The organism is Pseudomonas sp. NBRC 100443 (assembly GCF_030268185.1).
GTDB lineage: Bacteria > Pseudomonadota > Gammaproteobacteria > Pseudomonadales > Pseudomonadaceae > Pseudomonas > Pseudomonas citronellolis.
The window spans coordinates 41,450-54,034 of sequence record NZ_BSQE01000005.1 but is presented as its reverse complement, the minus strand read 5'-3'; the positions used below and the strand labels follow the sequence as shown (position 1 = coordinate 54,034).

Below are 12,585 nucleotides of genomic sequence, written 5' to 3'. Positions count from 1 at the left end.
GCTCCTTACGCCGCGCTCTTGAGTTTCGGATCCAGCGCGTCGCGCAGGCCGTCGCCCACCAGGTTGATGGCCAGCACGCTGAGCAGGATGGCCAGGCCCGGCAGGCTCACCACCCACCAGGCGCGCTCGATGTAGTCGCGCGCCGAGGCCAGCATGGTGCCCCACTCCGGGGTCGGCGGTTGCACGCCGAGGCCGAGGAAGCCCAGGGCGGCGGCGTCGAGGATGGCCGAGGAGAAGCTCAGGGTGGCCTGGACGATCAGCGGCGCCATGCAGTTGGGCAGCACGGTGACGAACATCAGCCGCCAGAGGCCGGCGCCGGCCAGGCGCGAGGCGGTGACGTAGTCGCGGTTGACCTCGCCGAGCACCGCCGCGCGGGTCAGGCGCACGTAGGAGGGCAGCGAGACCACGGCGATGGCGATCACGGTGTTGAACAGCCCCGGGCCGAGCACCGCGACGATGGCCACCGCCAGCAGCAGCGAGGGCAGCGCCAGCATGATGTCCATCAGGCGCATGATCACCGGGCCCAGGCGGTTCGGCGAGAAGCCGGCGACCAGGCCCAGCACCAGCCCCGGCAGCAGCGAGATGACCACCGAGCTCAAGGCGATCAGCAGCGACAGGCGGGCGCCGAAGATCAGCCGCGAGAGCATGTCGCGGCCCACTTCGTCGGTGCCCAGCAGGAACTGCCCGGTGCCGCCTTCCAGCCACACCGGCGGGGTGAGCAGGAAGTCGCGGAACTGCTCGCTGGGGTCGTAGGGCGCCACCCAGGGCGCGAACAGCGCGCAGAAGACGATCAGCACCATGAAGGCCAGGCCGCCCACCGCACCCTTGTTGTGCGCGAAGGCTTGCCAGAACTCTTTCAGGGGCGAGGGGTAGACCAGGCTCGGGTCGCCGGCGGGAGCGTTTTGCATGGAATTCATCGCGGGCTCCTCAGCGTTGGTGGCGGATGCGCGGGTTGACCAGGCCGTAGAGGATGTCCACGGTGAAGTTGACCAGGATCACCAGGGTGGCGACCAGCAGGATGCCGTTCTGCACCACCGGGTAGTCGCGGCGGCTGATGGCGTCGATCAGCCACTTGCCGATGCCCGGCCAGGAGAAGATGGTCTCGGTCAGCACGGCGCCGGCCAGCAGCGCGCCGACCTGCAGGCCGAACACGGTGAGCACCGGGATCATGGCGTTGCGCAGGGCGTGCACGAACACCACGCGGGCCGGCGACAGGCCCTTGGCGCGGGCGGTGCGCACGTAGTCCTCGCGCAGCACTTCGAGCATGGCCGAGCGGGTCATGCGGGCGATCACCGCCAGCGGGATGGTGCCCAGCACGATGGCCGGCAGGATGAGGTGGTGCAGGGCGTCGAGGAAGGCGCCCTCCTCGTCGGAGAGCAGCGTGTCGATGAGCATGAAGCCGGTTTTCGGCTCGATGTCGTAGAGCAGGTCCAGGCGCCCGGACACCGGCGTCCAGCCGAGGGTCACGGAGAACAGCATGATGAGGATCAGGCCCCACCAGAAGATCGGCATCGAGTAGCCGGCCAGGGAGATGGTCATCACCCCGTGGTCGAAGACCGAGCCGCGCTTGAGCGCCGCTATCACCCCCGCCAGCAGGCCGAAGGTGCCGGCGAAGAGCATGGCGGCGATGGCCAGTTCCAGGGTCGCCGGGAACAGCGTGAGGAACTCGTGCCAGACGCTGTCGCGGGTCACCAGGGATTCGCCGAGGTTGCCCTGGGCGAGGTTGCCGATGTAGTCCAGGTACTGCTGGTACAGCGGCTTGTCCAGGCCCAGGCGGTGCATGGCCTCGGCGTGCATCTGCGGGTCGACGCGGCGCTCGCCCATCATCACCTCGACCGGGTCGCCGGGGATCATGCGGATCAGCGCGAAGGTCAGCAGCGTGACGCCGAAGAAGGTCGGAATGAGCAGGCCGAAACGGCGTGCGATGAAACTCAGCATGGTGGGGGCGGACTCCTCATCACGCGGCTGCCCGCGGGGATAACGCGGGCGCCCGTTTTTATTGTCACTTCACCCGGATATCGGCGAAGTTGTTATTGCTCAGCGGGCTGATGGTGTAGCCCTCGATATTGCTGCGGCGCACATTGAACAGCTTAGGATGCGCCAGGGGAATCCAGGGGGCCTGTTCGTGGAATATCTTTGTCGCCTTTTCATAAAGTTCCTGCCGTTTCGACCGCTCGTCGGTGCGCCGGGCCTGCTGGATCAGTGATTCGAAGGCCGCATCGCACCAGCGCGCCTGGTTTTCCCCGGATTTGGCCGCCGCGCAGCTGAGGTTGGGGCTGAGGAAGTTGTCCGGGTCGCCGTTGTCGCCGGCCCAGCCGAGCAGCGAGAGGTCGTGCTCGCCGGCCTTGGAGCGCTTGAGCAGCTCGCCCCATTCCAGCGAGCGGATCTGCAGCGCGATGCCGACCTTGGCCAGGTCCGCCTGCATCATCTGTGCCGCCAGCGCGGGGTTGGGGATGGTCGGCGAGCTGCCGTTGCGGATGAACAGCGTCAGCTTCAGGCCGTCGTCCACCCCGGCTTCCTTGAGCAGGGCCCGGGCGCGCCCGGGGTCGTGCGGCCAGTCCTGGAGCTGCCGGTTATAGCCGAGCAGCGTCGCCGGGTAGGGGTTGATCGCCGGCGTCGCCGCGCCGGGGCCGAACACCGCGTCCAGCAGCGCCGGCTTGTCGATGGCCAGGTTGATGGCCTGGCGCACCCGCGCATCGTCCAGCGGCTTGTGCTGGGTGTTGAGGGCCACGTAGGTGGTCAGCAGGGCGTCGGTGCTGTCCACCGCCAGGTTCGCTTCCTTCTGCAGCTGCGGCACGTCGGCCGGCTTCGGGTAGAGCGCCACCTGGCACTCGCCGCGGCGCAGCTTCTGCATGCGCACGTTGGGGTCGAGGGTGATGGCGAACACCAGGTTGTCGATGGCCGGCTTGCCGCCGAAGTAGTCCGGGTTGGCCTTGTAGCGCACCTGGGCGTCGCGGGCGTAGCGGCTGAAGACGAAGGGCCCGGTGCCGATGGGCTGGGTGTTGAGCTGTTCCTGCTTGCCGGCCTTGAGCAACTGGTCGCCATATTCGGCCGAGTAGATGGAGGCGAAGCCCATGGCCATGTCGGCGAGGAAGGGCGCTTCCGGGTGGTTGAGGGTGAAGCGCACGGTCAGCTCGTCGAGCTTGTCCACCGACTTGATCAGCTCGCCCATGCCCATGGCCTCGAAGTAGGCGTAGCCGCGCGGCGCCGAGGCGTGCCAGGGGTGTTGCGGGTCCAGCGCGCGGCGGAAGCTCCAGAGCACGTCGTCGGCGTTCAGCGGGCGGCTGGGCTTGAAGTAGTCGGTGCTGTGGAACTTCACCCCCGGGCGCAGGTGGAAGGTGTAGGCCAGCCCGTCGGGGCTGACCTCCCAGCGCTGCGCCAGGGCCGGCACTACCTCGGTGGTGCCCGGGCGGAACGCCACCAGGCGGCTGAACACCGTCTCGGCGGCGGCGTCGGCGGTGACCGCGCCGGTGTACTGGACGATGTCGAAGCCCTCCGGGCTGGCCTCGGTGCACACCACCAGGTTCTGCGCCAGCGCGGGGCCGGCGCCGAGCGCCAGGAGCAGGGGCAGGTAGCGCGGGATCATGGGGGTTCTCCTACAGCAGGTCGAAGGGGAAGGTGCTGACCAGGCGGACCTCGTCGATGCTGCCGTCGACCTGGTTCTGGCTGGCCAGGTGCTTCATGTACATCAGGCGGAACTTGCTGCGCTTGAGCGGGCCGTCCTGGACCACGTAGGTGCCCATCAGGCCCAGCTCGTGGTGCTTCTCGCCGTCCTGGTTGCGGACCTCGGCGTAGTTGCCGTAGGCGCCGTTGCGATCGCCGTCGTAGTGGGTGCCGTCGATGTCCCAGCCCTTGGCGTACCACACCGCGGTGCTCAGGCCGGGCACGCCATAGGGCGCGAAGTCGGTGCCGTAGCGCAGCTGCACGGACTTTTCGTTGGGACCGTTGTAGTCCGACAGCAGCGAGTTGGCCAGGTAGATGGCCGAGGTCTCGTGCACGTAGTCGAAGTACTCGTTGCCGTCCACCTGCTGCCAGCCGAGCATCAGGCTGTGGGCGCCATGGCTGAGGGTGAAGGCCAGGCTCCAGGTGTCGTTGTCGATGTAGCCGGCCTCGCGGTTGCCGGTGTCGCGGGTGCTGTAGAGGTTGAAGCTGGTGTTCAGGGCCAGGCTCTGCGCATCGCCCAGGTCGTGGGAGAAGCCGAGGTAGTACTGGTTCCAGACGTCCTCGAAATGCCCGCCGTAGGCGCTCACCGAGAGGTTGTCGGCGACCTTGTAGGTGCCGCCGAGGTAGCTGTAGCGGTCGCCCTTGACCTGGCGCGTGCCGTACTCGGTGGTGAAGTCCTCGTCGCCCGCCCCGGTGCGCGGGCTGGCGCGGGTGAAGCTGCCGGCCTGCAGCGAGAGGCCGGCCAGCTCTTCGCTGAGCAGGCCGACGCCGTTGAAGCTCGACGGCAGGGCGCGGTTGTCGATGCTGTTGAACACCGGCGTCTCCACCTGGAAGCGCCCGGCCTTGAGTTCGGTGTTGGAGACGCGCAGGCGCAGGTTGGCGATGCCCAGCTTCGACCACTCGTCCACCGCCTCGCCGTCGCTGTGGGCCAGGGTGCGGTTGCCGCCGCCGCCGATCACGCCCTTGCCGCGCTCCAGGTTGATGGCGTTGAAGCCGGCCACGTCGAGGCCGAAGCCGACGGTGCCCTGGGTGTAGCCGGAGCTGTACTGGAGGATGGTGCCCTGCACCCAGGCGCGGCGGCTGTGGGTGAATTCCGAGCCGCCTTCCTTGGGAATGCGGAAGCCGAAGCTGTCGTGCATCTGCTCGCGGGAAAAGAAGTTGCGCGTGCTGAGGGTCAGTTTCTGGCCCTCGATGAAGCCGCTGGCGCCGGCCTGGCCCCTGTTCGCATCGTCCTCGGCGGCCTGGGCCTGGCCGAGCAGCCCGGCGCCGATCGCCAGGCCCAGTACAGCGGGTTTGAGGTAGGGACACTGCATGGATTGCTCCTTTTTCTTCTTCGTTGTTGTTCGAGACGGCAAACGCATCCCGCCGCGCCTGCCTGGGCGGGCGCGCGGGGTGTGGGGCAGTGGCGAAACGAAGGGCCGCCCGTCTGCGCCGGGTCGGCGGGCCGAAAGCCTCGGCTAGGGCTGGTTGCTCACGCCGTAGAAGGTGTTGCGCCCGAAGGGGCTGATGAGGAAGCCCTGCACCGACTTGCGCATGGGCTGGTACACCGTGGAGTGGGCGATGGGGCTGATGGGCAGTTGCTGGGCGAGCAGTTGCTGGGCCTGCTGGTAGAGGGCGACGCGCTGGGCGTGGTCGGTGGTGGCCTTGGCCTGCTTGACCAGCTTGTCGTAGGCCGCGTCGCACCACTTGGAGATGTTGTTGCCGTTGACCGCGTCGCAGCCGTAGAGGGTGCCGAGCCAGTTGTCCGGGTCGCCGTTGTCGCCGGTCCAGCCGAACAGGGCGGCGTCGTGCTCGCCGGCGTGGGCGCGCTTGATGTACTCGCCCCACTCGTAGCTGACGATCCTGGCCTTGATGCCGACCTTGGCCCAGTCGGCCTGGATCATCTCGGCCATCAGCTTGGCATTGGGGTTGTACGGGCGCTGCACCGGCATGGCCCAGAGGGTGATCTCGGTGCCTTCGGCGATGCCGGCCTGCTTCAGCAGTTCGCGGGCCTTCGCCGGATCGTAGGCCTGGCCCTTGATGGATTCGTCATAGGACCACTGCGTCGGCGGCATGGCGTTCACCGCCAGCTGGCCGGCGCCCTGGTAGATGGCGTCGATGATCGCCTGCTTGTTCACCGCCATGTCCAGCGCCTGGCGCACCTCGACGCGGTCCAGCGGCTTGTGGGTGACGTTGTAGGCGATGTAGCCGAGGTTGAAGCCCGGCTGCGAGGGCATGTTCAGGTTGGCGTCCTGCTTCAGCGAGGCCAGGTCCGCCGGGCGCGGGTTGAGGCTGATCTGGCATTCGCCGGCCTTGAGCTTCTGCATGCGCACCGAGGCGTCGGTGTTGATGGCGAAGATCAGGTTGTCCAGGCGCACGTCCTCGGGCTTCCAGTAGTCCTTGTTGCCCTTGAAGCGGATCAGCGCGTCCTTCTGGTAGCGGCTGAGCACGAAGGGCCCGGTGCCGATGGGCTTCTGGTTGATCTCGCTGGCCTTGCCCCGGGCGAGCAGCTGGCCGGCGTACTCGGCGGACTGGATGGCCGCGAAGCTCATGGCCAGGTTCTGGATGAAGGCGGCGTCGACCTCGTTGAGGACGAACTTCACGGTGTAGTCGTCGAGCTTCTCCACCCTGGCGATGTTGCGGTCCAGGCCCATGTCGGTGAAGTAGGGGAACTCGGTGGGGTAGGCCTTGCGGAACGGCTGGTCCTTGTCGAGCATGCGCTCGAAGGTGAAGACCACGTCGTCGGCGTTGAACTCGCGGCTGGGCTTGAAGTAGTCGGTGGTGTGGAACTTCACGCCGTGGCGCAGGTGGAAGGTCCAGGCCTTGCCGTCGGCGCTGGTCTCCCAGCTTTCGGCCAGGGCCGGCACGGCCTCGGTGCCGCCGCGCTCGAACTGCACCAGGCGGTTGAACAGGGTTTCCGACGTGGCGTCGTAGTCGGTGCCGGTGGTGTACTGGCCCGGGTCGAAGCCGGCCGGGCTGCCTTCGGAGCAGTACACCAGGGTGCTGCCGGCGAAGCTCGCCGAGCTGGCCAGCAGCAGGCCGCCGGCGACCAGTGAATGCATGGAGTTACGACGCTTCATACGCATGCCTAACCTCGTTGTTCTTTTTCTGAGGGAGCCGGGCGCGGGCCTGATGGACCTGTGCCGGCTCGGGCGCCACCGCTCCCCCGTGGGCGATGGTCGGATGCCGCCGGGGTAGCCGGCGAACGTCGAACGCGAAGTTAAGTCAGGCTGAAATTAAGGTCAACTTAAATTCAGTGCTACTGCAAAAATCAGAAGCGTCCTAACACCTAGGGAATGTCTCAGGTACCCGGATGCTCGCCGAACAGCGGCATGGTGGTGACGGTCAGCACCTCGGCGGTTTCCTCGCCGGCATTGCGCAGGCAGTGGGGCTTGCCGGCGTCGAAGTGCACCGAGTCGCCGGGGCCGAGGGGGTAGCTGCGGCCGTCGATGGTGTAGACGATGCTGCCGCTGAGCACGTAGGCGAATTCCGCGCCCTCGTGGGCAATCAGCTCGGACTGGTAGCCGACCGGCATGTTCATCTTCACCGCGTTGAGCTGGTTGCCGGGGAAGGAACTGGACAGGCGCTCGTAGCCCAGCGGCTGGCCCTCGATGGCATAGCGCACGCGCTCGCCCTGGTGGGTGTCCGGCTGCGCTTGCTGCGGCTGGTCGAACAGTTCGTTGAGCGGCACCCCCAGGGACTTGGCGATGCTGGCCAGGGACGAGATGGAAACCCCGGTGAGGTTGCGTTCGGCCTGGGACAGGAAGCTGGCGGTGAGGCCGGATTCGCTGGCCACCTGGTTGAGGGTCTTCTTCGCGGCGCGCCTATAGCGACGCAGGCGCTCTCCGATTCGATCGACGGTCATTGGCTGGGCTCTTGGAGGATGCCGGCAGTATACCGGCGAAGGAAGGCGGAGGAAGAGGGCCGGAAAGGTTGGCTTGCGAAGAGGGCTTTTGCCGTGATTTTAAGTGGTGCTTAAAATTCGTTTGGCACGGATTTTAAGTAATGCTTAAATTCCGCCGGAATTCTCAGGATGGGAGTTGGGCGATGACGTTGGGCGTTGGGGGCAGCAGCCCCGAGCAGGCTCTGGCGGGGCTGCGCGACATGAGCGGCGGCGTCGAGCCGATCGGGCTGGACGAATACCGGGCCCGGGTGGCCGGCCTGCAGGCGCGCCTGCGCGAGCAGGGCATGGCCGCGGCGTTCGTCGATGCCGGCAGCTACCTGCGCTATTTCAGCGGGGTGAAATGGAACCCCAGCGAACGCCTGGTCGGCCTGCTGGTGCCCGCCGAGGGCGCGCCGCAGTACCTCGCCCCGGCCTTCGAGGAGGGCACGGTGCGCGACTTCCAGGTGCTGCCCGGGGCGATCCGCACCTGGCAGGAACACCAGAGCCCCTACCGCCTGCTGCTGGACATGCTGGTGGAGCTGGGCGTGCCGGCCAACGCCCGCCTCGGCCTGTGCCCGAGCCTGCCGTTCGGCATGGTCGAGCGCCTGCGCGAGGTTGCCGGCGCCCTGCGCCTGGTGGATGCGAGCGCCGCCGTCGACCATGGCCGGCAGCGCAAGTCGGCCGCCGAGCTGGCGCTGATGCAGCGCGCCAAGGACATGACCCTGGAAGTGCACAAGGCCGTCGCCAGCATCCTCCGCGAAGGCATCACCACCACCGAGGTGGTGCGCTTCATCGAGGCGGCGCACCGCCGCGTCGGCGCGCCCGGCTCGACCTTCTGCATCGTGCTGTTCGGCGAGGACAGCGCCTTCCCCCACGGCGTGCGCGAGCCGCGCCCGCTGCGCGAAGGCGACATGGTGCTGATCGACACCGGCTGCCAGTTGCACGGCTACAACTCGGACATCACCCGCAGCTACGTGTTCGGCACGCCCAGCGAGCGCCAGCGCAGCCTGTGGAACCTGGAGAAGGCCGCGCAACTGGCCGCCTTCGCCGCCGCCGTGCCGGGTGCGCCCTGCCAGGCGGTGGACGCCGCCGCGCGGCGCTGCCTGGAAGCCGGCGGGCTGGGCCCGGACTACGCCTTGCCCGGCCTGCCGCACCGCACCGGCCACGGCATCGGCCTCGACATACACGAAGGCCCCTACCTGGTGCGCGGCGACGAAACCCCGCTGGAGGCCGGCATGTGCTTCAGCAACGAACCGATGATCTGCGTGCCCGGCGAGTTCGGCATCCGCCTGGAAGACCACTTCTACATGAGCGCCGAAGGCCCACGCTGGTTCACCCGGCCGAGCCATTCCATCGACGATCCGTTCGGTCTGGCGGGGTAAGGCCTACCGCACCGGGGGGCATTGTAGGAGCGGGCCCTGCCCGCGATTCGCGCGCAGGGCGCGCTCCTACAGGGGGATGGCGGCGCAGGATTTCATCCGTGATCGCGCCGGGGCGTTCGGCTATCGCGGACAAGGTCCGCTCCTACGGGAGAAATGCCGCGCTGCCCGGCGACCTGTAGGAGCAGGCCCTGCCTGCGATTCGCGCGCAGGGCGCGCTCCTATAGGGGACTGGTGCGGGTGGGGCAGCGTAGCGGATCTCATCCGCGAATCGCGCCGGGACGTCCGGCTATCGCGGACAAGGTCCGCTCCTACGTTGCAGGCGAGCACAGCTTTTCGTAGGAGCGAGCACCTCGGTACAGCCTGCAATGTTGCACGGTGGCTAGAGCAATTCGAAGGGAAAGGTACTGACCAGCCGCAGCTCGTCGACGCTGCCGTTGCTCTGCTTCTGGCTGGCGCGGTGGCTGACGTACATGAGGCGGAAGTGGCTGCGTTTGAGCGCCCCGTTCTGCACCACGTAGGCGGCCGACAGGCCCAGTTCGCGGTGCTTCTCGCCGTCCTGCTCGCGGCCCTTCGCGTAGTTGCCGTAGGCGCCGTTGCGGTCGCCGGTGTAGCCCGTGCCGTCGATGTCCCAGCCCTTGACGTACCACACCGAGGTGCTCAGCCCCGGCACGCCGTAGGCTGCCCAGTCGGTGTTGTAGCGCAGCTGCGCGGATTTCTCGTTGGGCCCGTTGTAGTCGGCGAAGGCCACGTTGCTCAGGTGGATGGCCTTGGTCTCGTGCACGTAGTCGAAGTATTCGTCGCCTTCGACCTGCTGCCAGCCGAACATCAGCGAGTGGGCGCCGCGGCTGAGGGTGAAGTCCAGGCTCCAGGTGTCGTTGTCGATGTAGCCGGCGGCGCGGCGGCCGGTGTCGCGGGTGCTGTAGAGGTTGGCGCGGGTCCGCAGGGCGAGCTTCTGCGGGTCGCCCAGGCTGTGGCTCAGGCCCAGGTAATACTGGTTCCAGATGTCCTCGAAATGCCCGCCGTAGAGTGTCGCCGACAGGCCGCCGGGGGCCTTGTAGCTGCCGCCGAGGTAGCTGTAGCGGTCGCCCTTGGCCAGGCGGGTGCCGTATTCGGTGGTCAGGTCTTCCTCGCCGGCGCCGGCGCGGGGGCTGGCGCGGGTGAAGCTGCCGGCCTGCAGCGCCAGGCCCGGCAGTTCCTCGCTGAGCAGGGCGAAGCCGTCGAAGCTGGCGGGCAGGACGCGGTTGTCGTGGCTGTTGAACACCGGCGTGTCGACCTGGAAGCGGCCGCCCCTGAGTTCGGTGCTGGAGACGCGCAGGCGCAGGTTGGCGATGCCCAGCTTGGACCATTCGTCCACCGCGTTGCCGTCGCTGTCGGTCAGGGTGCGGTTGCCGCCGCCGCCGGCGATCACGCCTTTGCCGCGCTCCAGGCTGAGGGCGTGGTAGCCGGCCACGTCCAGGCCGAAGCCGACGGTGCCCCGGGTGTAGCCGGAGCTGTACTTGAGCAGGGTGCCCTGCACCCAGGTGCGGCGGTTGTGGGTGAACTCCGCGCCGTCTTCCTTGGGGATGCGGAAGCCGTTGCTGTCCTGGGCCTGTTCCAGGGCGGCGAAGTTGCGGGTGCGCAGGCTCAGGCTCTGGCCTTCGACGAAGCCCTTGGCGCCGGCCTGGCCGCGGGCCTCGCGGCGGTCGTCCTCGGCGGCCCAGGCCTGGCCGAACAGACAGGCGCCGAGGGACAGGCCCAGGGCGGTGGGGCGGATGTGCTGCTGGATCATTGGCTGTTGCTCCCTTCTTGTTCTTGTTGGAGGGGCTAGGCCGATGACGCCGTGGGTGCGCTGGCCCCTGTGAGGGGCCGAAGCTAAGTGGGGGCGGGAAGGGCGATCAAGGCGGATTCGGCCGCGCTGCGAAAAACGGAAAATTCCGAATATTCAGGGGATTGCATTCGGGCGACGGGGTACTCGTCGAAGGTAGGCGCGGGGGCGATGGAGGGCGCCTACCTGCCCGGCGCCGCCTCTGGCGGGGCGGCGCCGGGGTGGGGGACTACAGCAGGTTGAAGGGCAGGGTGGTGATCAGGCGCACGTCGTCGATGCTGCCGTCGGCCTGGTTCTGGCTGGCCCGGTGGCGCCGGTAGGTCAGCTTGATGCTGCTGCTCTTGAGCGGGCCGTCCTGGATCTTGTAGGCGATGGTCATGCCCAGTTCGCGATGCCTTTCGCCGTCCTGCTTGCGCACCTCGGCGTAGCTGCCGTGGGCGCCGTTGCGGTCGCCGTCGTAGCGGGTGCCGTCGATGCCCCAGCCCTTGGCGTACCACAGCGTGCTGCTCAGCCCCGGTATGCCGTAGCGGGCCCAGTCGGTGCCGTAGGCCAGCTGGGCGGACTTCTCGTTGGGGCCGTTGTAGTCGGATTGCAGGTAGTTGACCAGGTAGATGGCCGCGGTCTCGTTGACGTAGTCGAAGTACTCGTCGCCATCGACCTGCTGCCAGCCCGCCATCAGGCTATGGGCGCCGCGGGCGAGGGTGAAGGCCAGGCTCCAGGTGTCGTTGTCGATGTAGCCGGCCTTGCGGCTGCCGGCATCGCGGGTGCTGTAGCCGTCGAAGCGGGTGTGCAGGGCCAGCACGTCGGGGTCGCCGAGGTCGTGGGAGAAGCCCAGGTAGTACTGCCGCCAGATGTCCTCGAACTCGCCGCCGTAGGCGCTGAGGCTGAGGTTGGGCGTCGCGCGGTAGGTCCCGCCGAGGTAGCTGTAGCGGTCGCCCTTGGCCTTGCGGTCGCCGTAGGTGGTGGTGAGTTTCTCGTCGCCGGCGCCGGTGCGCGGGCTGACGCGATCGAAGCTGCCGGCCTGCAGCCTGAGCCCGGTGAGTTCGCTGCTGGTCAGGCCGACACCGCGGAAGGTGGAGGGCAGGGCGCGGTTGTCGATGGTGGCCAGCACCGGCGTCTGGACCTGGAAGCGGCCGGCGCGCAGTTCGCTGTTGGACAGCCGCAGGCGCAGGTTGGCCACGCCCAGCTTGGACCACTCGTCCAGCGGCCGCCCGTCGCTGTCGGTCAGGGTGCGGTTGCTGCCGCCGGCGACCACGCCCTTGCCGCGCTCCAGGTTGAGGGCATGGAAGGCGCCGACGTCGAGGCCGAAGCCGACGGTGCCCCGGGTGTAGCCGGAGCTGTACTGCAGGATGCTGCCCTGCACCCAGGTGCGCCGGCTGTGGGTGGGCTCGTAGCCGTCCTCCTTGGGGATCTTGAAGACGAAGCGCCCATGTTTTTGCTCGCGGGAGGCGAAGTTGCGGGTGCTCAGGGTCAGGCTCTGGCCTTCGATGAAGCCCTTGGCGGCGGCCTGCCCCCGCTGCCTGTCGTCCTCTTCGGCCGCCCAGGCCTGGCCGGTGACGCCGGCGAGCAGCGCCAGGCCGATGGCGGTGGGGCGGAAGTGTGGATTGGTCATCTGATTGCTCCTCGTTTCTAGTGCTGTGCGCAACGGCGGGCACCTGGGCGCGCGCCGGGAACGGCCGGTGGCCGGCTGCAAGGCGGAAAGCGAGTGCGGTGGGATGATTGTTGGAAGAGCCTGGCCGGTCGGGCCTGGCTCATGGCTGCCCGCAGCGGATGGGGCGGGCGCAGGGACGGCAGCGGCGGGTACGCCGTGCCGTGGAAGGCGTGGGGGCCGGGGCTGCCGGACCTTCAGGGGGGAAGCTAAGCCATGCCTGGCG

General features: G+C 68.1%; 9 protein-coding genes. 1 reads left to right on the top strand and 8 read right to left on the bottom strand.

Translation table 11 applies throughout. From position 1 onward, the window contains the following. Positions 1 to 5: 5 nt before the first annotated feature. The 6 genes from QSJ95_RS07995 to QSJ95_RS07970 all read right to left on the bottom strand — a co-directional run bounded on the left by QSJ95_RS07995 (position 6) and on the right by QSJ95_RS07970 (position 7,507). Positions 6 to 917: an ABC transporter permease subunit gene (locus QSJ95_RS07995; protein WP_009617722.1), complete on the bottom strand. Its 912-nt coding sequence runs from the start codon at positions 915 to 917 to the stop codon at positions 6 to 8. 10 nt (positions 918 to 927) lie between these two features. Further along, positions 928 to 1,938, bottom strand: coding sequence for an ABC transporter permease subunit (locus QSJ95_RS07990; RefSeq protein WP_009617723.1), 1,011 nt, complete (start codon positions 1,936 to 1,938; stop codon positions 928 to 930). Positions 1,939 to 2,002: 64 nt separating this feature from the next. Continuing rightward, the gene (locus tag QSJ95_RS07985) at positions 2,003 to 3,586 is read right to left on the bottom strand and encodes an ABC transporter substrate-binding protein (RefSeq protein WP_285641408.1); all 1,584 of its coding nucleotides are present in this window, start codon (positions 3,584 to 3,586) and stop codon (positions 2,003 to 2,005) included. Positions 3,587 to 3,596: 10 nt separating this feature from the next. Further along, complete coding sequence (locus QSJ95_RS07980) at positions 3,597 to 4,976, bottom strand: OprD family porin (protein ID WP_285641406.1); 1,380 nt, start codon at positions 4,974 to 4,976, stop codon at positions 3,597 to 3,599. 144 nt (positions 4,977 to 5,120) lie between these two features. Next, the gene (locus QSJ95_RS07975) at positions 5,121 to 6,704 is read right to left on the bottom strand and encodes an ABC transporter substrate-binding protein (RefSeq protein WP_442965426.1); all 1,584 of its coding nucleotides are present in this window, start codon (positions 6,702 to 6,704) and stop codon (positions 5,121 to 5,123) included. A 239-nt stretch (positions 6,705 to 6,943) separates the two neighbouring features. Beyond that, a complete protein-coding gene (locus QSJ95_RS07970; RefSeq protein WP_009617731.1) occupies positions 6,944 to 7,507 on the bottom strand; it encodes a helix-turn-helix domain-containing protein in 564 nt (187 codons plus the stop codon). 182 nt (positions 7,508 to 7,689) lie between these two features. Here QSJ95_RS07970 and QSJ95_RS07965 point away from each other — a divergent pair, with 182 nt between their 5' ends. Then, positions 7,690 to 8,907: a M24 family metallopeptidase gene (locus QSJ95_RS07965; protein WP_285641402.1), complete on the top strand. Its 1,218-nt coding sequence runs from the start codon at positions 7,690 to 7,692 to the stop codon at positions 8,905 to 8,907. 379 nt (positions 8,908 to 9,286) lie between these two features. Here QSJ95_RS07965 and QSJ95_RS07960 read toward each other — a convergent pair whose 3' ends face one another. After that, positions 9,287 to 10,675 (bottom strand): OprD family outer membrane porin, encoded by a 1,389-nt coding sequence (locus QSJ95_RS07960; RefSeq protein ID WP_285641401.1) that lies wholly within the window; start codon positions 10,673 to 10,675, stop codon positions 9,287 to 9,289. 265 nt (positions 10,676 to 10,940) lie between these two features. Further along, a complete protein-coding gene (locus tag QSJ95_RS07955; RefSeq protein WP_285641399.1) occupies positions 10,941 to 12,323 on the bottom strand; it encodes an OprD family porin in 1,383 nt (460 codons plus the stop codon). Positions 12,324 to 12,585: the final 262 nt, after the last annotated feature.